Genomic DNA, 24,696 nt, shown 5'->3' on the forward strand with positions numbered 1-24,696 from the left:
CCTATATATTAGTTCACTATAGTTCATTGCCGCATGTGATAATATCAAATAAATCAGGAGCACCAAGGGCTTCGGGTGGAATGCTTATGGATCAGATGGCGCTATTGTTAACGGCGTACATTTTGGTAATTCAGAGCGTGTTATTTGTTTATAAGAAAATCATGGCGCGGAAATCGGAATAGCAGCCGGTTTACTCACAGTTTGGCACTCCTAGTGGCCAAAATCTAGACGCTTGGTACCGTCCGCTCCCGACCCATTGCGGCCGTATAGCTTTCAGAGAACCTTACGCGCCAGGAATGCGAGCGAGAGGGCAGATGCAGATTGGGCTGAACCTTCGAGGAGACCTAACGAAGCTGGGGAACCAAGAACTCGAAGCTCGACTTGAGGAGCTATTCGTCGAGCGTGAAGACTTGTCAGCGACTTGCGATATCTTCGCCTCGGTTGGGAACAGGTGGCTCTACGATAGAGGTCTCGGGATGCCGTTCGGAAGAGGCCTTATCCGAGCGCGGCTCTTCTATCGAATAGCTGCCACCTTATATGGAGGTTCTCATAGTCGCGGCCTCGGTCGTCTTTATATGATTGATTGCGAAGTGAGAGACCTGTTGGACGAGGTCAAGCGCCGCATTCGAGATTGCGCGTCGAAGGGCCTATAATAAGGTCCAGTATCCACCTACTTCGGACGCTCACGGCGGGCGCCATCCGTCAGATTTTAACCACTAGCCCCTTGTTGCGCCGCGCTTTTTCTCCCCAAACCACCATCCACTTCGGCGAAGAGCGCTCTAGCCGATGAGGACGACGGCCTTGCGCTCGTAGGATCGCCGGTCGATCTCGCCGGCGATGAAATGCGCCACGTCGGCCCGGGAGATCAGGCCGTTCCGCCAGGATGAGGGTTCCGTCAGAACCTTGTAGCGTCCCGTGGCCGAGCCGGGCGTGAGCACGCCGGGCCGGACGAAGGTCCAGTCCAGGCCGCTTCGACGGATCCGCATCTCCTGGGCGTCCTTGTCGTCATAGGCCCGCCCGAACACGAGGCGGAAGGGGATGCGCTGCAGCAGGCCGATGGCGTCGCGGCTGTCGCCGGTGCCGAAGCCCGTCACGGAGAGGATGCGCCGCACGCCGGCTGTCTCCATGGCCGGCACCAGCACGTTGGTGGCGGCCGAGAACAGGGTCACCGGCCCGAGCAGGTTCTTCGCCGGCACGCCCAGGGCCTGCACCACGATGTCGATGCCCTCCAGGGCGGATGCGATATCGGCGGCGTTCAATGCGTCGCCGGGGAAGCGTTCCAGCCCCTGGCCCGACAGCGACATGGTCGCGGCGGACCGGGCGAAGGCCCGCACGCGATGGCCGGCCGCCAAGGCCGCCTTCACGGTTTCCAGGCCGATGCCCTGGCTGGCGCCGATGACGAGGACGTGGGCCATGTCCGGTTTCCTGGTGGGTGAGGTGAAGGGGGATGGAATGGTCGCTCAGGCGACCGGGACGTGCATCGCGAAGCCGAGACCGGCCTCGTCGATCCGGCGGGTGAAGCTTCCGCCGAGGCTGCGTTCGATGGTCTGCTTCAACAGGCGGGATCCGAAGCCGCCGCCATCGGACGCGACCGCCCCCGAGGATGCCGAGGTCTCCTTCCAATCGAGCGTCAGCGTGCCGTCCGCAACGCGGCCCGTCACCGTCAGCGTGCCGCCTCCCGACAGGGCGCCGTACTTGGCCGAGTTGGTGGCGAGCTCGTGCAGGATCATGGCGTAGTCGTTGACCTTGTCGGGAGGCGCCACGGCGGCCTCCTCGACGTCGATCGCGATGTTGCCGCCGTCGAGATAGGGGGACAGGATCCGCTCGGCCAGCGTCCGCAGCCTGACGTTGCCCTGGTCGCCGGCCTGTGCCCGCGTGGCGAGGGTGGTGGCTTCGTGAAGCACGCCGAAGCGTTGCGACAGGTCCTCGGCGAAGTGCGGAGTCGACGTGGCGCCCCGGGCGACGATGGCGGTCAGCGCCCGGGCGACGGAGAACATGTTCGAGACGCGGTGAGCGAGCTCCGCCGTCAGGAGGTGCTCGGCCTCTTCGGCGCGTTTCTGCCGGGTGACGTCGAGAAAGATGGCCTGGACCCATTCGCCGACCTTACCGGCCTCCCCACCCACGCCGCGGGCGGAGACCCAGCGTGCGTGAGGGCCGTCGCCGATGCGGAAGTCGAAGCTGTAGGGGTGGGAATCCGTCTCGCTCGCCGCCCAGTCGCGCATCATCGCGCTGCGGTCCTCCGCGTTCACGCGCTCGAACAGGTCGTCGATGGGGACGACGGACTCGGAGGTTCCCCAGAACTCGCGGCAGAGCCCATCGAGCTGGGCCAGCCTACGCGTCGGTGACCAGGCCCATAGGGCGACACCGCCACGATGGATGGTGTCGGTGAAGCTCGCCAGCGTCCACTCGTAGCCAGTCGACGTCACATCCTCGGCCATGCAATTCCTGATCGATCCCTGAACATCGGCGATGCCGATCGCATCGCCGGGGGGACAAGCCGCACGGCCGTAATTTGCTCCCTCACGCCATCGTCATCATACAACCGCGGCGATCGTTTCTCCTTCTCCGGTCTGGGCTCGGGAAGGCAGGTCCGCGGCGGTCCATAGAGGGCGGCCCAGGTCGTTCCCCACGGGCGGCATCGTCTTGACGACATCACGCAACCGATAAGGGGGCGGCCCGACCTCCAAACCGCCCCCCCCCCGAAAGAGGATGCCGCAGCGATGCTCAATCGTCGTCGTCGTCGACGGGCGATCCGGAGGGGATCGGGCTGCCGTTCTCGACCCCGTTCTCGAACATGCCGGGCGGACCGTCGAAGCCGACGACGCCGTCCGGATTGTCCGGCGACACGTTGGGGTCCACCGGCGGCGGCATGGTCCGGTCGAGGCGGCGCTCGATGCGTTCCTCGCGGCGCAGATCCTGGGTGATCGGCACGTCGCGGGGGCTCTGGGCCAGGGCCTCGGCGGCCGGGGACGCCGCGAAGAGCCCCAGCAGGATAGCGGATTCGAACTTCATCTCATGCCTCCAGGCGCCGTGTCGGCTCCGTCGCCAGAGGTTATCGAGCCGCGGGCAATAAAGACCAGTCAATTTCCATGCTGAAGAACGATTAACACAGGCTCGCGAGGACCGTAATTTGCGCCGATGCGGGCGAGCGCTTCTCGAATCCTGCGCGCATGCATGGTCGTCCGCGTATCGGGCGGGACAGCGCGGGTGAGGCCGCGCCCGCCTCCGGTCGACCGGCGGATGTGGGGCCGCCGCCGCGCCGGCCCGCCCATTGCTAAGCTCTATCCATCGGCGTTGGGTCGGGTCGCTGGACCACGCTTCCCGTCGATGACCGAAGGCCCGCCGTGTCCCGATCGTTATCCTCGTTCGCAGATGACACCCGAGACATCAGGACGAAACAGACACCTGGGACGTTGTCCTTTTCGGAAAGGGAGACCTGAATGGACGCGAGCCTCATTGCCATGAACGACGAAGCCAACCGGATCGGCTCCGAGCGACTTCTGACGCAGCTGCGCGAGGAGGGGCTCGTCTATCGTCTCTGGGTGACGGGCACGGCGAAGGGAAGCCGCCTGCACATGCAGGTGAACGGGCTCGACGACGAACTCGAAGACCGCCTCGTCCGCGTCCTCAGGGGCCGGGGCATGCAGCTCGATATCCAGCCGCTGACGTCGTAGGCAGGCCGGCCCGCCGCTCACGCTCCCGGACGTGGCGACGAGGCGGCGCGGGGCCGTTCCAGCGAGGCGGAGACCGCCCACAGCGCCAACCCGCCCAGCGCCAGGGCCACGCCGACCCAGCCGGTGGAGGGCAGGCCGAACCCGGCAGTGAGGGCGAGGCCGGCGAGCCAGGGACCCAGCGCGTTGGCGAAGTTGAAGGCCGAGTGGTTGAGCGCGGCAGCCAAGGTCTGCGCGTCCTCGGCCACGTCCATCAGGCGAGTCTGCAGGATGGTGGCGAGGCCGCCGCCGCAGCCGATGAGGAACACCACCGGCGCCAGGGTCCAGACGCTCTCCACCGCGAACGGGTAGAGGGCGAGAGCCGCCGCCGCCCAGACCAGGGTCAGCCCGGCCGCCGGCATCAGGGCGCGGTCGGCGGCCCAGGCGCAGACGAGGTTGCCTGCCGTGAGGCCGAGGCCGAACACGGCGAGCACCAGCGGGATCGCCACCGGCGCGGCGCGGGTGACCTCGATGAGCGTCGAGGCGAGATAGGTATAGACCGAGAACAGGCCGCCGAAGCCGATGGCGCCGATGGCCAGGGTGAGCCAGACCTGCCCGCGCCGCAGCGCGCCGAGTTCGCGGAGCGCACTGGCGCCCGACGCCGGACGGCCGAGGGGCGCCAGGATCCGCACCGCCACCGCCGTCAGCAGCGCCAGGACGGCGACGAGCCCGAAGCTCCAGCGCCAGCCAACGAGCTGGCCGATCCCGTTGGCGAGGGGCACCCCGGCCACCGTGGCGAGGGTGAGACCCAGGATCACCCGCGAGACCGCCTGGGTCCGCCGCTCCCGTGGGACGAGGGAGGCGGCGACGAGAGCGGCCACGCCGAAATAGGCCCCGTGCGGCAGGCCCGCCAGGAACCGGAACAGCAGCATCCCGTGATAGTTCGGGGCCAGGGCCGACAGGACGTTGCCCAGCGCGAACAGAACCATCAGCCCGACGAGCAGCGTCCGTCGGGCCATGGTGGCCGCCAGCACCGCGATGACCGGCGCACCGACGACCACGCCGAGGGCGTAGGCGCTGATGACGTGGCCGGCGGTCGGCGCGTCGATGCCGAGATCGGGCGCGAAGGCCGGAAGCAGGCTCATCGTGGCGAATTCGGTGGTGCCGATGGCAAAGCCGCCCATGGCCAGGGCGGTGAGGACGAGGCCGGGATGCCGGCTGGGCGCCGCATCCGGCAGGCTGAGAGCGCCGGAACGGGTATCGAGGGTGGTGCCGGTCATCGGGCCGCTTTCAAGTCTCGTTCGCGGTCTCCACGCAGGGAACAGGCCGCGTGAAGCAGGGCGAGATGGCTCAGGCCCTGCGGTGTGTTGCCGAGATGGTCGCCGGTGTCGGGATCGACCATCTCGCTCATCACGCCGACGCCTCGGGTGACGGCGCTCAGCGTGCCGGTGAAGACCGCCTCGGCCTCGTCCTGCCTTCCGAGCTCGGCCAGGGCCTCCACCAGCCAGAAGGAGCAGGCGACGAAGGCGCCCTCTTCCGTCTCGGCCCCCGAATAGCGATAGAGAAGCGGACCGCGCCCGAGTTCGTCACGGATCGCGTCGAGGGTGGAGGACAGGCGGTCGCGCCCGTCGAAGCCGAACCGGACCGCCAGGGTCAGGGAGGCGTCGAGGCGGTCGGTGCCGGGATAGAACGTATAGGCTCGGCGCGTCTGCGACCAGCAATGCTCCTCGATCCAGGCCTGGATCCGATCCCGCTCGCGCGACCAGCGCGGTACGCAGGTCGCCGAGATATGGCCGGCCTCCGCCAGTTCGACGGCACGGGCCAGCGCCTGCCAGGCGCTGATCTTCGACATCGTGTAATGCTGCGGGACTTCCAGTTCCCAGATCCCGGCATCCTTCTGGCGCCAGCGGTCGGCGCATTCGTCGGCGAGATCCGCCAGGACCGTCGCGCTCTTCTGGTCGAGGATGTTGCCGTCGGCGACGAACAGGGTCGCGGTCTCGAAGATGTCGCCGTAGATCCCGTGCTGGTGCTGGCGGGCCGCCGCGTTGCCGACCCGGACCGGGCGCGACCCGCGATAGCCGGCCAAGTCGAGGGAGGCCTCCTCCGGCACCTTTCCCCCGCGCAGGGTGTAGAAGACCTGCGCCCCATGCGCGCCGAGATGCTTCATCAGCCAGGAGAAGGCGGCCTTCGCCTCCGGCATCGCGCCGACGCGCAGGAAGGCGTTGACGGTGTAGCCGGCGTCGCGGATCCAGGCGTAGCGGTAATCGTAGTTCTTCGGCCCGCCGATCCGTTCGGGCAGGGAGGTGGTGGCGGCCGCGGCGATGGCCCCGGTCGGCGAGTAGAGCAGCAGCTTCAGGGCGAGGCCGCTGCGCCGCACCTCGGAACGGTGCGGGCCGTCGTAATGCAGGCCCTCCGCCCAGTGTCGCCAGGCGTCGTCGCTGACATCGATGCGCTCGTCGATCTCCGCGATGGTGGGGATGCCGAGGGGCTCGTCCTCACCGGCCAGAAGCGCCACCAGCGCGCGCTCCCCCTCCCCCAGCGTCACCGTCGCGGCGATGGTGCGGTCCTCTTCCTCGAGGACGCGGATGTTGTCGCTGAAGCGGATCACCCCGAGCACCGGTCCCACATGGAAGACGCAGCCGTTGGGGTTCGGCTGGAGCCAGGGCGAAAGCGAGTCGCCGCGCGTGCCGAAGACGGCGCGGATCCGGAACGTCACCGTGCCCGAGACTCCCTCCAGCCGGCGCGCGAGTTCGCACCAGGGCAGGCGGCCGGCGCGGCTGCTGTTGAGGGATTCGGTGATCCGGGCCGTGCCGGTCGCCGTGGTGACGATCGTCTCCAGCACGTTGCTGTCGGTGCGGTAGCGCCGCTCCATCGTGAACGCCCCCTCGGGGCGAACCTGGAAATAGCCGCCGCTGTCCGGCTCCAGGAGCCGGTCGAACAGGGGCGGCGAATCCATCTCGGGGACGCACCACCATGCCACCGCGCCGTCCGGCCCGACGAGGACGACGGAGCGGCCGTCGCCCAGGGCGGCATAGTCCTGGATCGGGTGTTCCGTGCCGTCCGGGTCGACGCGCCGGGCATCGACGGTGAGGTCGGTGCCCGCCTGGGCTCGGTCATTCATCGCGAGAACTTGTGGAGCGAGGGACGGGAACGGTCTCGAAACGGCCGGGCTAGTTCAGCGGAACCTTGTCCTTGCCCTTGCCGGGATTCGACGTGTTGACGAGCTCCGGCGCCTTCTGTGCCGGGAGCGTCTGCTCCTGGGCCTTCGTGTCGATGCGCTTGGTGCGGGTGAAGGGTTCGAGCGTCTGGGACGTCCCGGTCTGCAGGGCGCGGACGATGCCTTCGATCACACGAAGATCGGCCAAGCCTTCCTCGCCATCGGGCTCGGGCTCGCGGTCATGAAGGATGCAATCCGAAAAGTATTTCAGCTCGCCGCCGAAATGGTCGGTGTTCTTGAAGCTGGCGTGGCTCTTGTCCTCGCCGATGGTGATCGTGTGCTCCAGAGGCTTGCCGTACATGTAGGCCGGGTTGACCTCGACGCTGCCTTTGGTGCCGACGACCGAATAGCTGTCGAGGGTATTGCCGTAATAGGACAGCACGAACTGCGCGATGCGGTTCTGCGGGAACCGGAGGGTCACCGCGACGGTATCGTCGAAATCGCCGAGACCGGCTTCGGGGTGGCGGATGCCCACGGCCGAGACCACCTCCGTCGGCTCGTCGCCGAAGATGGTGCGGGCGGCGTTGATCGGATACGGACCCATGTCGAAGATCGGGCCCGCTTCGATGCCGCTGGTCGCGCGGTGGTTCTCGGGCGAGACCATCTGGGTGAAGGTCGAGGAGAAGGTGAGGAGGTCACCGAGCCGGCCGGACCGGATCAGGTCGATGGTCGCCAGGGTGCAGGGCTCGAAATGCAGCCGGTAGGCCACCATGAGCTTGGCGCCGGAGGCTGTCTGGGCCGAGATGATCTCCTTCGACTTCTCCGCCGAGATTTCCAGCGGCTTCTCCACGAGGACATGGATGCCGGCCTTCAGGGCGGGAACCGCGAACTCCGCATGGCGCCAGTTCGGCGTGGCGAGATAGATGGCATCGATCGTGCCCGAGGCCAGCAGCGTGTCGAACTCCTCGTAGCCGTAGGATTCGGTGACGCCGTATTGCGCGCCGACGCCGCGCGCCTTCTCCGGGTCGCCGGTGACGAAGGCGACGATCTCCGAATTGCCGGTGTGCTTCACGCCGGGCAGCATGGCTTCCTGCGTGATGTCGCCGAGGGCGACGAAGGCGTAGCGGACCTTTTTCGAAGAGGTCAGGCCGAGGGCGGAGGCGATGCTCATGGGGATGTCCGTATCGGGCGGGCGTCGTTCGGTGCCGGCCTGGAATGCGCGGGAACCGGGCGAGGCGGCGATGACGGGCCGTGCGGCGACGACAGACGTGCCCCATCGCCCCGGTGACCACGCGCCGGCTTTCATGAGGAGGGAACGTTGCACTGCAACAGAGGTTGCCGCGTCGCCCGGTCGCGCCCGCCCGGCGGGCCGCGTCAGCGCGAGACGGCGAGCCGCAGGATGCGCGACAGGTCGGCCACCGAATAGGGTTTGCGCAGGAGCTCGAACCCATGGCTGCCCTCCTCGGCGAGGACGTGGCTGTAGCCCGAGGTGAGCACGATCGGCAGGTCCGGCCATGTGCGACGGATCGCGTGGCCGAGATCGATGCCGTTCATGCCCGGCATGACCACGTCGGAGAAGACCACCTCGAAACCGGCGGAGTCGCGCGCCAGGGCGTCGAGGGCCTGCTGCGCATCCGTCACCCAATGCGTGACGTAGCCGAGTTCCTGCAGGGCCTGGGTCGCGAAGGCGCCGACCTCCGCGTTGTCCTCCACCACGAGCACGCGGGTGCCGTGCCGCTCGGCCAGGGGCGGGGGCTCGCGCACCGGCTCGGCGGCCACGGCCTCCCCCGCCGCGCGCGGAAGATAGAGGGTGAAGGTCGTGCCCTGGCCGAGGCGGCTTTCCACCACGACCTCGCCGCCCGATTGCTTGGCGAAACCGAAGACCTGGGACAGGCCGAGGCCGGTGCCCTGCCCGACGCCCTTGGTGGTGAAGAACGGCTCGAAGATCCGGTCGAGGACCTCCGGCGCGATGCCCGAGCCGGTATCGGCGACGGAGACGGCGACGAAATCCCCCCGGATGCGGGGATGCGCCCGGACGGCCGGGATGATCGACGCGCGGCGAACCCGGATGGTCAGCCGGCCTTCGCCGTCCATGGCGTCGCGGGCGTTGACGACCATGTTGACGAGGGCCGTGTCGAACTGGCTCGGATCGGCGTCGATGAGGCAGGCCAGCGGCTGTCCCGCATCGTCCCGGCCGGTCTCGATCTGGGTCACGACCTGGATGCGCGCGCCCGTGAGCGTGCCGACCATGTCGGCCACGGAGGCCACGCCCTTGGCGACGTCGAAGACCTCTGGCGTCAGGGATTGCCGACGGGCGAAGGCCAGGAGCTGGCCGGTGAGCTTGGCCGCGCGGGTCACCGTATCCGAGATGGCGTCGACATAGCGCCGCCGGCGCTCCTCCGGCAGGTCGGGACGGCGCAGGAGGTCGGTGGAGGACCGGATCACGGTCAGGAGGTTGTTGAAGTCGTGGGCGACACCGCCGGTGAGCTGGCCCACGGCTTCGAGCTTCTGCGATTGGCGGAGCTGCTCCTCCAGGGCCTTGCGCTCGGTCACGTCGCGGCCGGCGGCGTAGAAATGGTCGCCCTGGGGAATCGCGTTCCAGGAAATCCAGCGCTCGCTGCCATCGGCCGCCATCTGCCGGATGTCGAGGTTGTCCAAGATGGCGCCTCTCCGCAACCGGTCCATGGCCTGTTCGGCCGCCTTGCGGTCCTCGGGATGCACGAAGGCGTCGAATCGCGCGCCGACCAGGGAATCGGCGGGCCAGCCCAGCATCTCGCTCCAGGCCGGATTGACCGACCGGTAGAGTCCATCGAAGCCGCAGATCACGAGGAGGTCGCGGCTCGCGCGCCAGACGAGGTCGCGCTCCGTGGTCCGCTCGCGCGCCGTCGTCCTCAGCACGGTCTCGGCCTCGCGCCGGTCGGTGATGTCGTTGAACAGGATGGCGACGCGCCGCTGGACCGGTTCTCCGATGCGCAGGGCGTGTACGTCGAACCAGCGGCCCAGCGTCACCGCCCCGCTCTCGAACCGCACGGGATTGCCGGTGAGCGCGACCTCGCCATAGGTGTCGAGCCAGCGGGGTTCGATGCCGGGAATGACCTCGCTCACCCAGCGGCCCTCGACGTCGCCGAGGCCGGCCTGCCGCTCGAAGGCGGGATTGACCTCGATGAAGCGGTAGTCGATGGCGCGGCCCGTGGCGTCGAACCGCATCTCGACGATGCAGAACCCGGCATCGATGGCGTCGAACAGCGTCCGGTAGCGGGCCTCGCTCTCGGCGAGCTTGCCTTCCTCGGTGCGGAAGCGGGTGACGTCGAGCTGGCTGCCGAAGAAGTAGCGCAGGCGCCCGTCCCGGTCGAAGACGGGACTGACATAGAGTTCGTTGCGGAACGGCGTCCCGTCGCGGTGATAGTTGATGATCTCGACCACCACGTCGCGGCGCGCCGCGATGGCGTCGCGCAGGCGCGCCACGTCGGCCGGGTCGGTTCCCGGCCCCTGCAGGAACCGGCAATTGTGCCCGACGAGTTCCTCCGCCGAGTAGCCGCACAGATCCTGGAAGGCGCGGTTGGCGAAGACGATGGGATTGTCGGGCTGGTTCGGGTCGGTGATGATCTGCGGCATGCGGGTCTTCTCCGCCGCCGTGAACAGCAGTTCCGGCCCCGCCGCCGAGGTCTTCTGGCCGCTCTCCGGGGAATGGATGCCGGACGCGATCTCCGCCTTCAGCCGCGCGATCTCGGCTTCGAGATCGGCTTCGCGCCGCCGCAACCGGTCGATGTCGTCCTCCATACCGCCCGTTCCCATCCGGCCGCCGCGTTCATCCGGGCTCGAGGGAGCCCAACGGTCGAGACTGCGGTCGGCTCCCTAACCCATCTGGGGGGCGGCCGTCGCGCATCCGAAGGGTCCCCGTTCCGCCCTCACGATCGGGCGTCGCTCGCGACGAAAGTGCTGCCTCAGCCGTCCCGGTGACGCCATCGCGCGGAACGACGCAGTGGACGTCCGGGGCGGGGCCGCGATCAGCCGATGACGTCGTCGTCCCATTCCACCCGCGGATAGTACACCGGCGGCTCGCGCAGCACCCAGAGCCCCAGGCATCCCACGGCACAGACCGAAGCGCTGATGTAGAGGATGAAGTCGAGCACGGACGAGGCCCTCGCGGCAGGCTGATGATGGGCCATTCTCCCGTGGCACGGCTAAGAAAGCCTGAACGTCCGCGAGACGACGGCCCGTGCCGTCCCCTCGTCATGTCGAAGCACCCACCAGGGCGCGTCCGCGTGGATGTGCGCCGGCGCAACCCGTCGGCCCGCCTCCCGGCGTAGAGCCTTCCTCTCTCCCCCGAGAAGGAAAAGGGCGATGTCCGCCAAATGGGTCCTCGCGTTGACGGTCCTGGTCTTCCTGACCACCGGCCGGGCGCCGGGAATGCGTGAGCTGCGAAATCCCGACGCCGAGTCCGGCCATTCCCGCATCGTCCACATGGTCAAGCGCGTGTCGGAGTGAGGATGCGCGGCCCGTCGTCCACCACCCCATTCGCCGGCGCGGTGAGTGCTACGGGGCGGCGGACCGCCGGGTGGCGGCGAGGGCCGCCGCCTTGCCCCCGGCCGCGTAGAGGTCGAGCCGGGAATACAGGCCGAAGACCGAGCCGTCGTCGAGGAAGCCGCCGGCCGGGCCGAGGGTGTCGGTGAGGATGGCGTTGGCCTCGGCGAGCGTCACCGCCGGAAAGGCGGCGGTGAGGAGATGTCCGGCCTCCGGCGCGACCCGCGCGACATCCACCGCCTGGCCCGACCGGTCCCGATGCACCACCGGCAGGCCGTAGGTCTGGGTGGAGGCGTAGAAGGCCCCGTTGGCGGCGGCATCCTTGAACCGGCTCCGGTCGGCGGCGGCGCAGGCGGCCACCGTGTCGCCGCAGCCCTCGCGAAGGACGGCCTGGAGTTCCGCGCGGGCCGCCTTCAGGGTTTCCGGATAGTCCGTGATGGTCACCGCGCCGTCGGTTGCGCGGCTCATCTCGTTGTCGATGGCCGGGTTCGCGCGGGTCTGGCCCACATAGGCGGGGTCGTTGGCCAGCAGATGGGCGACGGCGTGGAGCGCGACGCTCCGGCCTCCGAGCACGTCCATGGCGTAATGGGCGCCGACCACGATGCGGTTGTTGCCGTACTCGGCCCCGCGCGCGATCATCTGCTGGTAGCGCTCGGGCACCAGCAGGGCGAGGAGCAGGGATTCCGTGTAGCCGTAGGTGGTGTGGCCGCTGGGATAGGACGGGCTGTCCGTCAGGTTCTGCTTCGGCCCCCGCAGCCAGTCCATGCTGTGCGAGGCGGCGCCGAAGTAATCGTCGCCGCGATAGGCGAGAAGGCTCGGTTCGGTCTGGAACGGGCGCGAATTGCCGAAGGCGTCGGCACCCGGCGTCCCGGCGGGACGGCCATAGGCCTTGCCGAAGACATCCGTCGTACCGCCGATCTTGGTGAGGATGGCGCGGGCGGGTTCGGAGACGGGGGCCTCGCCATTCGTCGTCGCATTGGCGAAGAAGTACTTCCCCGCATTCGAATCCGACTTGGTGATGTTGTTGGTGTAGCCGATCAAGCGGGCGAGACTGCCAGAGACGCTGGTGAAGGTCTTGAAGTCCTCGTAGCGCGCCTTGGCCTGATAGGCCTCCCCGAGGGACGTGCCGAGGCCGTCGGCGAGCTGCGCGGCGTTGCCGTCAGTGATGAAGCAGTCGCGCAGGGCGAGGCGCTGCTGCTCGGGAAAGGGCAGCAGTAGCGGCTGGTCGTGCCGCCCCATCTGGATGTCGCCGGTGACCGTGAGGTTTGCCGCCAGCGCCGCCTTGCCCTCCGGCGTCGCCGCCAGGGCGCTCACCGGCGCCAGCCCGCGCAGAGCTTCGAGATTCGTCGCCGATTGTGCCAGCGCGTGAGCGGGCGCCAGGGCGAGGCATGCGATGAGCCCGAGCGTGCGGGCCGTGTTCGTGCGTGGTCTGGTCATGGCACCGGAATCAGGCTGTCGTGGCGGTGGCGCAGGCTAGCAGAGTGCTCGGCCCGCCGCCGCCGGATTTCGCGGCGGATCACGCGCACCATTCCGTGACGCCTGCGTGACCGTTCTCCGGCGGCCGGTCGAGGACCGCCCCTGGCGGCATGTTCCTCCAAGACATATCGGCGCTTGGCGCTAATGGTGCATCTCGGCTCCCACTGAGCCAAAGCCCATCGGGACCGATGACCGCCCAAAAGTCGCCCTCCACGTCTTGCTGCACGATTCCTTGCCGCACAATTCCCCGCCGCACGATCCCCCGTCCTTGCCGGCCGTCGCCCGCCGCGCGCCGGTCATGTCCGTTCGGCGCGTGCGTCCAGCGTGGTCCGGCACGAGGGGAATCGGCGTGAGCGAGCTCGACGCCTGGGCCGAGCGGCGCCGCATCGCCGAGCAGGCGCGGGGCGAGCGCGCATGGTCCCTGTGGGGGCCGTATCTCGCCGAGCGCCAATGGGGGACGGTGCGGGAGGATTACAGCCGCGACGGCAATGCCTGGCGCTCGCTGACGCATGAGGAGGCACGTTCGCGCGCCTATCGCTGGGGCGAGGACGGGCTCGCCGGCATCTGCGACGAGCGTGGGCAGATGTGCCTGTCCCTCGCCCTGTGGAACGGCCGCGACCATATCCTGAAGGAACGGCTCTTCGGCCTGACCAACGAGGAGGGCAACCACGGCGAGGACGTCAAGGAGGTCTATCACTACCTCGACGCGACCCCGAGCCATGCCTACCTGAAGTTCCTCTACCGCTATCCGCAGGCCGCCTATCCCTATGACGAGCTCGTCCGCGAGGGGCTGCGCCGGGGCCGCGACCAGCCCGAATACGAGATCGAGGAGACGGGCGCCTTCGCCGAGGACCGCTTCTTCGACGTCACCGTGGAATACGCCAAGGAGGAGATCGACGACATCCATGCGGTGATCACGGCGACCAACCGTGGCCCGGAGGCGGCGGATCTGCGCCTCGTGCCCCAGCTCTGGTTCCGCAACATCTGGTCGTGGCGCGAGGGACCGGCGGAATCGCGCCCCAAGATGGCGGTCCAGCCGGATGGGAGCATCGCCTGCGAGCATCCGCGCCTCGGCCGATACCGGCTCTCTTATGATGGCGACCCGGAGGTGCTGTTCTGCGAGAACGACACCAACCTGCGCCTGCATGGCTGGCAGCCCGATGCGGCCGGCCCGTTCAAGGATGGGCTCCACGCGGCCATCGTCGGGGGCGACGAATCCGCCGTGCGGCGGGATGGCGGGACCAAGCTCGGCCTGCATTACGCCTTCCGCCTCGAGCCCGGCGAAACCCGGCGGGTGAACCTCAGGCTGTCGGCGGGGTCGCGGCCCCGTCCGGTCGACCACGAGGGCGCCATCCTGCTGCGCCGGATCGCCGAGGCGGACGCCTTCTACGACGGCCTTCAGGACGGCATCGCGGACTCGGATTCGCGCGCCATCTTCCGCCAGGCCGCCGCCGGGTTGATCTGGTCGAAGCAGCTCTATTGTTACGACGTGCGGCTCTGGCTGAAGGGTGACCCGCTCCAGCCTGCCCCGCCGCGCGAGCGCGACGGCGGGCGCAACATCCACTGGCGTCATTTCGCCGGGTCCGACGTGCTCTCGATGCCGGACAAGTGGGAATATCCCTGGTTCGCGGCCTGGGACCTCGCCTTCCACTGCCTGCCTCTTGCGCTGCTCGACCCGGATTTCGCCAAAAAGCAGCTCCTGCTCCTCACCCGCGAATGGTACATGCACCCCAACGGCCAGCTTCCGGCCTACGAATGGGAGTTCGGCGACGCCAACCCGCCGGTCCATGCCTGGGCCACCTACCGGGTGTTCGAGATCGACCGCGACCGGCGCGGCGGGCGCGGCGACCTCGCCTTTCTGGAGGGCGTCTTCCACAAGCTCCTGATCAACTTCACCTGGTGGGTGAACCGCAAGGACGCCGACGGCCGCAACGTCTTCCAGGGCGGCTTCCTCGGCCTCGACAATGTCGGCGTGTTCGACCGGTCGCGCCCGCCCCCCGGCTTCGGCCGCATCCATCAGGCCGACGGCACCGCCTGGATGGCGATGTATTCGCTCAACATGATGCGCATCGCCCTCGAACTCGCGCTCCACAACGACGTCTACGAGAGCACCGCCTCGAAGTTCTTCGAGCATTTCCTCCTCATCGCCGAGGCGATGACCGACATGGGCGGCGAGGGCTTCGGCCTGTGGGACGAGGAGGACGAGTTCTACTACGACGAGGTCGACATTCCCGGCGGCGGGATGCTGCCGTTGCGGGTCCGCTCCGTGGTGGGGCTGGTGCCGCTCTTCGCCGTCGAGGTGATCGAGCCCTCGGTGCTGCAGCGGCTGCCGGATTTCGCCCGGCGCCTGAACTGGCTCCTCGAGAACCGCCCCCACCTTGCCTGCCTCGTCTCGCGCTGGGACGAAGGCGGCGTCGGCGACCGCAAGCTGCTGTCGCTCCTGCGCGGGCACCGGATGAAGGCGCTGCTGCGGCGCATGCTCGACGAGGCCGAGTTCCTCTCGGACCACGGCGTCCGCTCCCTGTCGAAGGCGCATCTGGAGCGGCCCTATTCCCTCAACGGGTTCGGCGACGCGTTCACGGTGCGCTACGACCCGGCCGATTCCACATCGAACATGTTCGGCGGCAATTCGAACTGGCGCGGCCCGGTCTGGATGCCGGTCAACTACCTCGTCGTCGAGGCGTTGCGGCGGTTCCATTCCTATTACGGGGACGACTTCCTGGTGGAATATCCCACCGGATCGGGCACGTTCCTGACCCTCAACGCCATCGCGGACGCCCTCACCGACCGCCTGATCTCCCTCTTTGCCAAGGGCGAGGACGGTAAGCGGCCGGCCTTCGGAGACCGCCCGCCCATCGCCTCGGCCCCCGGCGCCGACGACGCCCTGCTGTTCCACGAGTTCTTCGACGGCGATACCGGCCGCGGCCTCGGCGCCTCCCACCAGACCGGCTGGACGGCGCTGATCCTCAACCTGCTGCACCAGAAGGCGCAGCGGACGGAGGTGGAGAAAGGTGAAACGGCGGCGTGACGGGCCATGTAGGGGGCGACCTGCGATTCTCGGGCAGGGTAGCATCCCGTTTGCGAGGGCTCGCGACCCGGATAGCCGTGAGCAATCGTCCGATCAGCACAACCCGACGTGCAACTCGGTCTCGAGCGGAGCGGGATCTCCCCTGGGGCTCGGTTCTGACCCTGAATGGCGCTGGCATCCACACGGGGCGGCAACTGCTCGCTACGGCGAATGCTCAGACCTTGCCGGATTGAGCGCGTCTCGGTTTCGGACTCCGCTACTCGGCCTTGTTGGAAGAGCGCGGGACAAAGTTCCGCGCCAATGTGCTGAACGTGACGGGGGCGAATTACTGGACCTATACAGCTTCTCTAACGATCGTAGGATTTTCCGCCGGTGCTGATGCCGTACAGCATTGAAGAGTAGGGCAGTCGGGCAATGATGGTTGCTTGGCTCGCTACCCTACCGGCGACCATGCCTCGGCATAGGAGGTTCACACTCCCCATTTCCCGCTCGCAGAATGCATCTGGGCTGTCGATGAAGTTTAGATTCGTTAACCGTGAGATGATGACGGTTCGCCCTTCAGGTATGGCGCCGATAGGCTGGATGACGAAGATCGTGACGAACTGTGCAGCGATGACAAGCGCGACAGCCATAATAGTGAGGGTGGCGAGCGATTTCTTCACGAGACCGCTCCTCGAAGCATGGTCTCTAAGTCCTCACGGTTTTTGAATTTAATCGTTCGGCCATTGACGATTGCCACCACGCCACCGTCTGGCTCATTCCGGTAGGGCGTGCTGCCAATCACACCATCGGCGGCAAAGTCCACTGCTGACTCACGCACAGGGGTGAACCCCTTGCTGGCCAATTCAAGTGCTTTCTGCTTGTTGGCCTCTTCGCTCCCCTCGGCAGGTTTCATAATAAGCGCATGAGGCAACGCAACAATAAAGAGGGCCGCACCGTAGAACCACCACAGCGCGAACGACTGCCCTTTTTTCTGAGCAATGAAAGCTGGGATCAACACAATTAGGGCTGCGATTACAAGGATTTTCCACTTCCCGCCCCTAACTGCTTTCACCTGCATTCTACCGAAGGTGGTGGTATCCGCTAGGTACGAAGGCAGACAGACGGCGTGAGGGAATATATCCTATGGCATTAATGTCACAGAGCTCGGCTCTGTCGTCGATGTCGATCGACCTCTGATCGGCGGAAGCGCGTCCCGCGCGAGTACCCGGTCGGGACAGGAGCGCATACCCGTTCCGATGCTCTGAAGGCTTGCCGTCGGGCTCGTCCCCTGGCACGCGTCTTCCATGCCGGAAACCGCACCCGCCCGCCGTCCCCTCTCCGCCCTGCGCAACGCCCTCCGGAGCGAGGCCAGTGGCGGGTTGATCCTGATGGCGAGCGCCGTGCTCGCCCTGATCGTCGCCAATTCCCCCCTCGCGCCGAGCTATTTCGCCCTGCTCGGCGCCTATGTCGGCGGCCTCAGCGTGCTGCATTGGGTCAATGACGGCCTGATGGCGCTGTTCTTCCTGCTCGTCGGCCTGGAGATCAAGCGCGAGGTGCTCGACGGGCGCCTGCGCACCTGGCCGGACCGTGTCCTGCCGGGGGTGGCGGCGTTGGGGGGCATGGTCGCCCCGGCGCTGATCTATGTCCTCGTCAACCGGTCCTCGCCCGAGACCCTGCGCGGTTGGGCGATCCCCACCGCCACCGATATCGCCTTCGCGCTCGGCGTCCTCGCCCTCCTCGGATCGCGCGTTCCGGTCTCGCTGAAGGTGTTCCTCACCGCACTCGCCATCATCGACGATCTCGGCGCGGTGCTGATCATCGCCGCGTTCTACACCGCCGACCTGTCGCTGCCGATGCTGGCGGGGGCGGGCGTCACCGTCGCGATCCTGGTCGGGCTCAACCGCGCTGGCGTGAGCCGTCTCTCGCCCTACCTCGTCCTCGGCGCGGTCCTGTGGTTCCTCGTGCTGAAATCGGGCATCCACGCCACCATCGCGGGGGTGCTCCTGGCGCTCACCATTCCCCTGCGCCCGAGCCCCGCCAGACCCGACGACCCGGCCTCGCCGCTCCACAAGCTGGAACACGCGATCCATCCCTGGTCGGCCTATCTCGTCCTCCCCGTCTTCGGCTTCGCCAATGCGGGCGTGTCGTTCAGCGGCATGTCGCCGGCGATGCTGTCCGATCCGGTGACGCTGGGCGTGGCCCTCGGCCTCCTCGTCGGCAAGCAGATCGGCGTGTTCGGCGCGGTCTTCGCCGCCGTGAAGCTCGGCCTCGCCCAGCGCCCGGCCCATGCCGGCTGGTGGCAGATCTACGGCCTGTCGCTCGTCTGCGGCGTTGGCTTCACCATGAGCCTGTTCATCGGCCTCCTCGCCTTCGTGGATAATCCCGGCCTGGAGACCGAAACCAAGATCGGCGTGCTTCTCGGGTCCGTGACGTGCATGATCGCCGGAGCCCTCGTCCTCCTCCTCGCGCCCGCTTCGGACCGTCGGGCCGGCCCCGCGGCGTGAGGACGCGCCCTCGGTCTCATCCGCCTTTGACAACACAATCTTTAAGGGGATCGCTTAAACTGGTCAGTCGGAGAGCAGGATGACTCGAAAGGCAGGCTCGGCGTTCGGCAAGGCGGCATTGACGGTTTCCGTGGCGGCAGCTGTCGGCTCGGGCCTCTTCGCCACCCATGGCATGACCGACGACGCCACCGCCTGGCGCAGCGCTTTCGCGCGCCCGTCCGCATTGGCCGTGCCCGACGGCATTCCCGATACGGAGGCGCAGGTCGAGCTCGGCCGGACGCTGTTCTTCGATCCGGTCCTGTCGCGATCCCGCTCCATCTCCTGCGCCACATGCCACGAGCCGTCGCGCCATTGGGGTGACGGGCGCATGCGCGGCATCGGCGAGCCCGGGATCGAGCTGAAGCTGCGCACGCCCACCCTGCTCAACGTCGGCTGGATCGCGCCGCTCGGCTGGGACGGCAAGTTCCCGGACCTCGAATCCGTCGCCTTCACGCCGATCACCGGCCCCAACCTCATGAACCTCTCGGAAGAGGAGCTCATCGCCCGCCTGCGCGCCGACCCGGATTACGTCGCCGCCTTCGCCGCGACCTTCGAGGATCGGGAGATCACGCGGGGCGGGATCGAGCGGGCGCTGGCCGCGTTCCAGCGCACCATCGTCTCGGGAAGCGCGCCGTTCGACCGCTGGCGCGACGGCGATGCCTCGGCGATCGGAGCCTCCGCGAAGGCGGGGTTCGCGCTGTTCAACGGCAAGGCCGGATGCCACGAATGCCATGGCGGCTGGGCGTTCACCGACGGGTCGTTCCACGATATCGGCGTCGGCCGGGACGACGATATCGGGCGGGGACGCCTGTTCCCCACGTCGAAGAGCCTGCAATACGCCTTCAAGACCCCGACCCTGCGCGATGTCGCGCAGCGCGGCCCCTATATGCACGACGGTTCGGTGGCGACCCTGCGCGACGTGATCGATCTCTACGATCGCGGCGGCATCGAACGCCCGAGCCGGTCGCCCAAGATCAGGCCGCTCCATCTCGCCGAGACCGAGAAAGCCGATCTCCTGGCGTTCCTGGACACGCTGACGGCTGCGGAGCCCAAGCAGAAGGCCGCATCGAAGTGAGTCTCCGGCGCGGACTTCGCCGTCTCGAAGCGCGCCGCTGAAGTCGCCGACGGGTTGCCGCTTCGGTTCTACCGGAACAGCGTCAAGCCGACACCGGCGAGCGACAGGCCCACGATCATCAGCGATCCGCCCCAGGTCTCGTAGGCCGCGGCCCGCGCCGCCACCCGCGTCGACGCATAAGCGAAGCTGCCGCCCGCGATCAGGGTGGACAGGCTGAGTGTTGTAATCACGCGAGAGCCTTTCTGCTTGATGCGAAGCGAGGGCTTGGGCGCCGCCCCTCCATGACTATCAGAGTTTGCCGAATGATCCCGTCGATAATCCCATCGATGGTCTCGACGCACGGCGACGCTGTTGCTCGGGGGTGACGCTGTGGTCCCTCTTCAGCCAGAACGCATACGCCGACCGGGCTTCATCCGCGAGAGTCCACCGGCGGCCGGCACCGGAATCATGGCAGGAGCGACACATCGCCGACCATGCTGACGCTGCTGAAGATTCATTAACGAAATCCTTTCAGGATCGCCAGAAACTACGTAGAACAATGTCGCTGCCGCCGGCCGTCGGCGTTTCAGCTTTCGCCGAGGCTTCATCACATGAGTCTGCGTTGTCGGTTGCCCGGCCCCCGTGCATTGTCCGCCGCCCTGTTTGTGCTCGTTACGGGCTCCACTGGAGCCAGTGCTCACGTCAAATGGTTCTGTGCTTTCGACGTCGCTGGTTCGCCGGTCGGTCTTGCCGAGGTACTGTGCGATAGCTTCGAGCAACTCGTCATCGTCTCTCTCCTGGCCCTGTTCGTCGGCGCGCTGCTCGAGCGGACGATCCTCGGCGAGGCGATGATGCGCTCCCTCGACCGGGTCACGGCCTGGGCGCGGGAGAACACCGAGCTGATGTTCCGCGCGGTCTGCGGCGGCTTCTTCGTCTCGCTCTGGACGCTCGGCGGCGTCATCCTCACGCCCGAGCTCACCACCACCAGCACCGCCCTGCCCTGGTTCCAGCTCGCCATCGCCGCCGGATTCCTGTGGCGGCAGACGATGCCGCTCTCGGCTCTCGGCATCGTCGTCCTGTTCGGGATCGCGGTGGCGAATTACGGCGTGTTCCACCTGGCCGACTACCCCGTCTTCCTCGGTGTCGCCGCCTATCTCGCCCTGACGGGCCTCCGGCGGGAGCTGTTCGGGATCCGGCCCCTCGACATCGTCCGCTACTCGGCCGCCGTGACGCTGATGTGGGCCTCGGTGGAGAAATGGGCCTATCCGCAATGGTCCTACCCGCTCTTCATCGACCGCCCGGAACTGACGATGGGGTTCGACGGCGCCTTCTTCATGAAGGCCGCCGGCGCGGTGGAATTCGCCCTCGCCTTCGCGCTGATCTGCACGCCCCTGGTGCGCCGCCTGGCGGCGATCGTGCTCGCGGCGGCCTTCGTCTCCGCGATCTTCGAGTTCGGCAAGGTCGATGCGATCGGCCATTCCCCGATCATCGTGGCGATGGTGGCCATCGCCGCCGACGATGTCAGGGTCCCCCTGCGGGTCCGCCAGCTGGCGACCCTCCCCTTCGGATACGGGGCCGCCCTCGCGAGCTTCATCGGGCTCTATTACGGCGCCCATGCCGCGCTGTCGGCGGCCGGCGCCCTGTAGCCCGGGCCGGCATCCGGTCCGCGTCGCGGTCAGTTGCCGTCGACGCGGACCGCCAGCTTCATCTTGGGGTGGATGCCGCACAGGACGGCGAAGGTCCCGCTCACGGGGAAGACGATCTCGGCCTTGCCGCCCGGCTCCTGATCGCCGGAATCGTAATGGAACGTCGGCGAGTCGACATAGGCGTGATGCAGGAGATCGCCGTCGTCGTTGACGATCTGGACGGTCTCCCCCTTCTTGATCACCAGGGCGCTCGGCTGGAACGCCCGGCCCTTCTGCGAGATGCGGTAGACCTGTCCGGCCGCCGAGGCATGGAGGGCGAAGGCGGCGACGCCGGTGGCAACGAGGGCGAACGCGAGACCGAGTGAAGTGATGCGTCTCATGCCGTCCGCCGATACGATTTCGTCCTTTTGCATCCTTGCCGGTGCAAGTAAACAGCCTGTTAATTGGCCAAAATTTACAAAGATTTCAAGCCCGACTTAACTATTGCAGGCGAAGAATTTACGATGGCCGGATGAGACGAACTGGATGAAATCTATCTACGGTTGGAAATCTGCCAAGGCTGGCGAGAGGAACTGGCCGAGGCCCATCACCGCGGTCGCCTCTTTCGCGGGCACCATCCGCGGCCGGATTCTGGTCGCCTTTCTCATCATGAGCGCCATCACGGGCATCCTCGGATTGTCGGCGGCGTCAGGGATTCGCCGGGCCGACGAACTCGTGAGCCGGACTTTCGATCAGTCGCTCATGTCCATCAACTATGCGCGGGCCGCCGCCGCCGATTTCGCCAACATGCGCTCCCTGGAGGCCCGGCGGCGGATGAGCGCCGACCCCGGCGCGAAGGCGCAGCTCGAAGGCAGGCTCGACAGCCTTCGCCATGTCTTCGCGGAGGATCTCGCCGTGGCGGTCGAGCGCGCCCAGTCGAGCCGTGCGACCCAGGCGGCCCAAGCCGTGGAGCGGGCGGTGAAGGATTGGGACGCGGCCCGCTCCGTCCTCGCCGGCCGCGACACCCGGGATCCCGATTGGGACGCGGTCGACCGGCATGCCGGCGCCGTCGAGGAGCATCTCGACCTCTTCATCAACCACACCGCCGGCGACGGTTTCATCTACCGGCAGCAGGCCAGGGCCATCGTCGCCCGCGAGACCCAGATCAACCTCTTCGGCACCCTGCTGGCACTGCTGATGTCCGCCTCCGTCGCCTTCCTGCTGGCCCGGCGCATCATGCGGCCGGTGGCGGACGCCTCCATGGTCGCCTCGCGGATCGCGGCCGGGGACCTCAGCGTGACGATCCCGTCCGGCAGCGCGGACGAACTCGGCGCCCTCCTCGCCTCCATGGGCGTCATGCGCGACAACATCCGCCGGGCGATGGAGCAGGAGGTCGCCCAGCGCATCTCGGCGGAGGCCCATCTCGCCGACGCCCTCGAGACCTCCCTCGAAGGCATCGTCGTGGTCGACGAATCCGGCCGGATCGCGCTCATCAACGGGCAGGCGGAGGATTTCCTCGGATTCGGTCACGAGCCGCTGCCGCGGGACACGTCGATGGCCCGCGTCGCTTTCGAGGGCAACGCGCTCGCCCGCACCCTCCTCTCCGAGGACGACGATTGGACGGCGCCGCGCGAGACGCAGCTCTTCGACGGGCGCTGGCTCCGGATCAGCCGCAGCCGCACGCGCACCGGCGGCTTCATCGCGGTCTGCAGCGACATCACCCTGCTCAAGGTCCAGGAAGCCCATCTCCAATCGACCAACCTTCGCCTCGACACCGCCCTCGACAACATGTCCCAGGGCCTGTGCCTGTTCGACGCCGAGGGGCACCTCACCGTGGTCAACCGGCGCTATTGCGAGCTGTTCGACCTCTCGCCGGACGACCTCCCCCTCGGCACGCCCTACGAGGACGTGGCCTCGCTCTACCTGGCCTCGGCCGAGGAGGGCACGGTCTTCGAGATCGAGGGCCGGCAGATCTCGGCCGCCGGTTCGGGCTTCCGCCAGATGGGCAACGGACGGGTCCTCGCCGTCACGCACAAGCCCGTGGCCGGGGGCGGCATGGTCTCCACCTACGAGGACGTGACCGACCGGCGCCAGGCCGATGCCCGCATCGCCTACATGGCGCGCCACGACGTCCTCACGGGCCTGCCCAACCGGGCCATGTTCGGCGAGCGGATCGAGGAGGCCCTGGCCCATCTCGGGCGCGGCGGCATGTTCGCCGTGCTCTGCCTCGATCTCGACCGGTTCAAGGAGGTCAACGACACCCTCGGTCACCCGGTGGGAGACGAGCTCCTGAAAGCGGTGGGCAACCGCCTGACCGCCTGCCTGCGCGAGGTCGACACCGTGGCCCGGCTCGGCGGCGACGAATTCGCCATCATCCTGGCGGGCGTGACCTATCCGGAAGAGGCCACCATCCTGGCACGGCGGATCGTGGACGTGGTCAGCAACACCTACGAACTCGACGGCCAGCAGGTCGCGGTCGGCGTCAGCATCGGCATCTGCCTCGCCCCCGGCGACGGCACCAGCTGCGACAAGCTCCTCAAGAACGCCGACGTCGCCCTCTACCGCGCCAAGGCCGACGGGCGCGGCACCTGGCGCTTCTTCGAGGTGGAGATGGACATCCGGCTCCAGGCCCGCCGCGCCCTCGAACTCGACCTGCGCGAGGCGGTGGCCCAGGGCGCGTTCGAGATGTTCTACCAGCCGATCTACGATTTCCGCGGCCGCCGCGTCGGCGGGTTCGAGGCGCTGATGCGGTGGCGCCATCCCGAGCGCGGGCTCGTCTCGCCCGCCGAGTTCATCACGGTCGCCGAGGAGATCGGCCTGATCGTGCCGCTCGGCGACTGGGCCCTGCGCACGGCCTGCAGCGAGGCCATGCGCTGGCCCGACGGCATCCGGGTCGCGGTCAACGTCTCGGTGGCCCAGTTCCGGGACGGCATCGTCATCCAGTCCGTCAAGGACGCCCTGAGCGTGAGCCGCCTCCCCCCCGCGCGCCTGGAGCTCGAGATCACGGAATCGGTCCTGCTCAGGGACAACGCCGCCACCCTCGCCACCCTGCACGCCCTGCGCCGCCTCGGCGTCCGGATCGCCATGGACGATTTCGGCACGGGCTACTCGTCGCTGAGCTACCTTCGCAGCTTCCCCTTCGACAAGATCAAGATCGACCAGTCCTTCGTCCGCGACATCACCGCGGCCGACGAATCCGCCTTCATCGTCCGCGCCGTCATCGGCCTCGGCCTCAGCCTGCACATGCGCACCACCGGCGAGGGGATCGAGAACGAGATCCAGTTCGAGCGCCTGCGCCAGGAAGGCTGCGACGAGGGCCAGGGCTACTATATCGGCCGCCCCGATGACGCCGGGAGCATCCCCGAGGTGCTGGACCGCTGGTCGGGACGGCGCGGAGCCACCAAGCACGCGGTGGCGTGAAGGGTCGGTCGGCGGCTCCCGGCAGCCATCGGGCACGCTCTTCTCCCCTGTCCCAGCCGGGCTACGGCATTCACACATGTCGCGGGCTGCGCTGACGAGCCCTCCTCCCCCTTGCGGGGAGGAGCCGGAGGTGGGGGTGGTTGGGCGACCCTCAGCTTACGGAGGCACGCGGCACCACCCCCACTCCTGACCTCTCCCCACAAGGGGGAGAGGGATGCGCTCTGCCTGAAACGGCTG

At 67.7% G+C, this 24,696-nt stretch carries 21 protein-coding genes; 8 read left to right on the forward strand and 13 right to left on the reverse strand.

The genetic code is table 11. The features are described 5' to 3' along the window. Window positions 1-182: hypothetical protein (locus FV220_RS25790; RefSeq protein WP_210245943.1), on the forward strand; the 182-nt coding region annotated here is incomplete at its 5' end. Between the two features lie 597 nt (window positions 183-779). Here the strand turns inward: FV220_RS25790 and FV220_RS10920 are convergent. The 3 genes from FV220_RS10920 to FV220_RS10930 form a co-directional block, all read right to left on the reverse strand. Continuing rightward, a complete protein-coding gene (locus FV220_RS10920; protein ID WP_147831326.1) occupies window positions 780-1,415 on the reverse strand; it encodes an NAD(P)H-binding protein in 636 nt (211 codons plus the stop codon). Window positions 1,416-1,460: 45 nt separating this feature from the next. Beyond that, window positions 1,461-2,438: an HWE histidine kinase domain-containing protein gene (locus tag FV220_RS10925; RefSeq protein WP_147831328.1), complete on the reverse strand. Its 978-nt coding sequence runs from the start codon at window positions 2,436-2,438 to the stop codon at window positions 1,461-1,463. A gap of 286 nt (window positions 2,439-2,724) precedes the next feature. After that, the gene (locus FV220_RS10930; RefSeq protein WP_147831330.1) at window positions 2,725-3,012 is read right to left on the reverse strand and encodes a hypothetical protein; all 288 of its coding nucleotides are present in this window, start codon (window positions 3,010-3,012) and stop codon (window positions 2,725-2,727) included. 428 nt (window positions 3,013-3,440) lie between these two features. On the opposite strand from FV220_RS10930, the gene FV220_RS10935 reads away from it, so the two are divergent. Then, window positions 3,441-3,674, forward strand: a complete 234-nt coding sequence (locus FV220_RS10935) for a hypothetical protein (RefSeq protein ID WP_056146847.1) — start codon at window positions 3,441-3,443, stop codon at window positions 3,672-3,674. Window positions 3,675-3,691: 17 nt separating this feature from the next. On the opposite strand, the gene FV220_RS10940 is transcribed toward FV220_RS10935, so the two are convergent. The 5 genes from FV220_RS10940 to FV220_RS25495 form a co-directional block, all read right to left on the reverse strand. Continuing rightward, the gene (locus FV220_RS10940; protein ID WP_147831332.1) at window positions 3,692-4,930 is read right to left on the reverse strand and encodes an MFS transporter; all 1,239 of its coding nucleotides are present in this window, start codon (window positions 4,928-4,930) and stop codon (window positions 3,692-3,694) included. Continuing rightward, the gene (locus tag FV220_RS10945; RefSeq protein ID WP_147831334.1) at window positions 4,927-6,771 is read right to left on the reverse strand and encodes a glycoside hydrolase family 15 protein; all 1,845 of its coding nucleotides are present in this window, start codon (window positions 6,769-6,771) and stop codon (window positions 4,927-4,929) included. The genes FV220_RS10940 and FV220_RS10945 overlap by 4 nt, the downstream gene beginning before the upstream one ends. A 49-nt stretch (window positions 6,772-6,820) precedes the next feature. Then, on the reverse strand, window positions 6,821-7,978 hold the full coding sequence (locus FV220_RS10950) for a Gfo/Idh/MocA family oxidoreductase (protein WP_147831336.1): 1,158 nt from the start codon (window positions 7,976-7,978) through the stop codon (window positions 6,821-6,823). 203 nt (window positions 7,979-8,181) lie between these two features. Further along, complete coding sequence (locus FV220_RS10955; protein WP_147831337.1) at window positions 8,182-10,587, reverse strand: PAS domain S-box protein; 2,406 nt, start codon at window positions 10,585-10,587, stop codon at window positions 8,182-8,184. 227 nt (window positions 10,588-10,814) lie between these two features. Beyond that, a complete protein-coding gene (locus FV220_RS25495; RefSeq protein WP_187273389.1) occupies window positions 10,815-10,976 on the reverse strand; it encodes a hypothetical protein in 162 nt (53 codons plus the stop codon). 175 nt (window positions 10,977-11,151) lie between these two features. Between FV220_RS25495 and FV220_RS25500 the strand changes: the two genes are divergently transcribed. Beyond that, window positions 11,152-11,295: a hypothetical protein gene (locus FV220_RS25500; RefSeq protein WP_018043307.1), complete on the forward strand. Its 144-nt coding sequence runs from the start codon at window positions 11,152-11,154 to the stop codon at window positions 11,293-11,295. Window positions 11,296-11,343: 48 nt separating this feature from the next. Here FV220_RS25500 and FV220_RS10960 read toward each other — a convergent pair whose 3' ends face one another. Next, window positions 11,344-12,768 carry a phosphatase PAP2 family protein gene (locus tag FV220_RS10960; protein WP_147831338.1) on the reverse strand — a complete coding sequence of 475 codons (1,425 nt, stop codon included), beginning with the start codon at window positions 12,766-12,768 and terminating at the stop codon, window positions 11,344-11,346. Between the two features lie 388 nt (window positions 12,769-13,156). Between FV220_RS10960 and FV220_RS10965 the strand changes: the two genes are divergently transcribed. Further along, window positions 13,157-15,835: a glucosidase gene (locus FV220_RS10965; RefSeq protein WP_147831340.1), complete on the forward strand. Its 2,679-nt coding sequence runs from the start codon at window positions 13,157-13,159 to the stop codon at window positions 15,833-15,835. Between the two features lie 347 nt (window positions 15,836-16,182). Here the strand turns inward: FV220_RS10965 and FV220_RS10970 are convergent, their stop codons facing one another. Both FV220_RS10970 and FV220_RS25795 read right to left on the reverse strand, forming a co-directional pair. Further along, entirely contained in the window at window positions 16,183-16,497 is a 315-nt protein-coding gene (locus tag FV220_RS10970; protein ID WP_056146857.1) for a hypothetical protein, read from the reverse strand. After that, complete coding sequence (locus FV220_RS25795) at window positions 16,494-16,895, reverse strand: hypothetical protein (RefSeq protein ID WP_210245944.1); 402 nt, start codon at window positions 16,893-16,895, stop codon at window positions 16,494-16,496. Before FV220_RS25795 ends, FV220_RS10970 begins: the two co-directional genes overlap by 4 nt. A gap of 226 nt (window positions 16,896-17,121) precedes the next feature. On the opposite strand from FV220_RS25795, the gene nhaA reads away from it, so the two are divergent. Continuing rightward, window positions 17,122-18,321 (forward strand): Na+/H+ antiporter NhaA, encoded by a 1,200-nt coding sequence (gene nhaA, locus FV220_RS10980; protein ID WP_147831342.1) that lies wholly within the window; start codon window positions 17,122-17,124, stop codon window positions 18,319-18,321. A 79-nt stretch (window positions 18,322-18,400) separates the two neighbouring features. Beyond that, window positions 18,401-19,435, forward strand: coding sequence for a cytochrome c peroxidase (locus FV220_RS10985; RefSeq protein WP_056146864.1), 1,035 nt, complete (start codon window positions 18,401-18,403; stop codon window positions 19,433-19,435). Window positions 19,436-19,503: 68 nt separating this feature from the next. Here FV220_RS10985 and FV220_RS25505 read toward each other — a convergent pair whose 3' ends face one another. Beyond that, window positions 19,504-19,665, reverse strand: coding sequence for a hypothetical protein (locus FV220_RS25505; RefSeq protein ID WP_018043300.1), 162 nt, complete (start codon window positions 19,663-19,665; stop codon window positions 19,504-19,506). A gap of 360 nt (window positions 19,666-20,025) precedes the next feature. On the opposite strand from FV220_RS25505, the gene FV220_RS10990 reads away from it, so the two are divergent. Beyond that, window positions 20,026-21,060, forward strand: a complete 1,035-nt coding sequence (locus tag FV220_RS10990; RefSeq protein WP_238253928.1) for a hypothetical protein — start codon at window positions 20,026-20,028, stop codon at window positions 21,058-21,060. Between the two features lie 29 nt (window positions 21,061-21,089). On the opposite strand, the gene FV220_RS10995 is transcribed toward FV220_RS10990, so the two are convergent. Continuing rightward, complete coding sequence (locus FV220_RS10995; protein WP_056146866.1) at window positions 21,090-21,440, reverse strand: hypothetical protein; 351 nt, start codon at window positions 21,438-21,440, stop codon at window positions 21,090-21,092. Window positions 21,441-21,585: 145 nt separating this feature from the next. On the opposite strand from FV220_RS10995, the gene FV220_RS11000 reads away from it, so the two are divergent. Further along, window positions 21,586-24,459, forward strand: coding sequence for an EAL domain-containing protein (locus tag FV220_RS11000; protein WP_056146868.1), 2,874 nt, complete (start codon window positions 21,586-21,588; stop codon window positions 24,457-24,459). The last annotated feature ends 237 nt before the right edge of the window (window positions 24,460-24,696 follow it).

It is taken from the genome of Methylobacterium sp. WL19 (assembly GCF_008040005.1).
Classification (GTDB): Bacteria; Pseudomonadota; Alphaproteobacteria; order Rhizobiales; family Beijerinckiaceae; genus Methylobacterium; species Methylobacterium bullatum.

What these genes read in the sequence shown, in the direction of transcription:
- FV220_RS10920 (WP_147831326.1), bottom strand. Translation starts at nt 1,415, where the DNA reads ATGGCCCACGTCCTCGTCATCGGCGCCAGCCAGGGCATCGGCCTGGAA.
- FV220_RS10925 (WP_147831328.1), bottom strand. Translation starts at nt 2,438, where the DNA reads ATGGCCGAGGATGTGACGTCGACTGGCTACGAGTGGACGCTGGCGAGC.
- FV220_RS10930 (WP_147831330.1), bottom strand. Translation starts at nt 3,012, where the DNA reads ATGAAGTTCGAATCCGCTATCCTGCTGGGGCTCTTCGCGGCGTCCCCG.
- FV220_RS10935 (WP_056146847.1), top strand. Translation starts at nt 3,441, where the DNA reads ATGGACGCGAGCCTCATTGCCATGAACGACGAAGCCAACCGGATCGGC.
- FV220_RS10940 (WP_147831332.1), bottom strand. Translation starts at nt 4,930, where the DNA reads ATGACCGGCACCACCCTCGATACCCGTTCCGGCGCTCTCAGCCTGCCG.
- FV220_RS10945 (WP_147831334.1), bottom strand. Translation starts at nt 6,771, where the DNA reads ATGAATGACCGAGCCCAGGCGGGCACCGACCTCACCGTCGATGCCCGG.
- FV220_RS10950 (WP_147831336.1), bottom strand. Translation starts at nt 7,978, where the DNA reads ATGAGCATCGCCTCCGCCCTCGGCCTGACCTCTTCGAAAAAGGTCCGC.
- FV220_RS10955 (WP_147831337.1), bottom strand. Translation starts at nt 10,587, where the DNA reads ATGGAGGACGACATCGACCGGTTGCGGCGGCGCGAAGCCGATCTCGAA.
- FV220_RS25495 (WP_187273389.1), bottom strand. Translation starts at nt 10,976, where the DNA reads ATGGCCCATCATCAGCCTGCCGCGAGGGCCTCGTCCGTGCTCGACTTC.
- FV220_RS25500 (WP_018043307.1), top strand. Translation starts at nt 11,152, where the DNA reads ATGTCCGCCAAATGGGTCCTCGCGTTGACGGTCCTGGTCTTCCTGACC.
- FV220_RS10960 (WP_147831338.1), bottom strand. Translation starts at nt 12,768, where the DNA reads ATGACCAGACCACGCACGAACACGGCCCGCACGCTCGGGCTCATCGCA.
- FV220_RS25795 (WP_210245944.1), bottom strand. Translation starts at nt 16,895, where the DNA reads ATGCAGGTGAAAGCAGTTAGGGGCGGGAAGTGGAAAATCCTTGTAATC.
- nhaA (WP_147831342.1), top strand. Translation starts at nt 17,122, where the DNA reads ATGCCGGAAACCGCACCCGCCCGCCGTCCCCTCTCCGCCCTGCGCAAC.
- FV220_RS10985 (WP_056146864.1), top strand. Translation starts at nt 18,401, where the DNA reads ATGACTCGAAAGGCAGGCTCGGCGTTCGGCAAGGCGGCATTGACGGTT.
- FV220_RS10990 (WP_238253928.1), top strand. Translation starts at nt 20,026, where the DNA reads ATGAGTCTGCGTTGTCGGTTGCCCGGCCCCCGTGCATTGTCCGCCGCC.
- FV220_RS10995 (WP_056146866.1), bottom strand. Translation starts at nt 21,440, where the DNA reads ATGAGACGCATCACTTCACTCGGTCTCGCGTTCGCCCTCGTTGCCACC.
- FV220_RS11000 (WP_056146868.1), top strand. Translation starts at nt 21,586, where the DNA reads ATGAAATCTATCTACGGTTGGAAATCTGCCAAGGCTGGCGAGAGGAAC.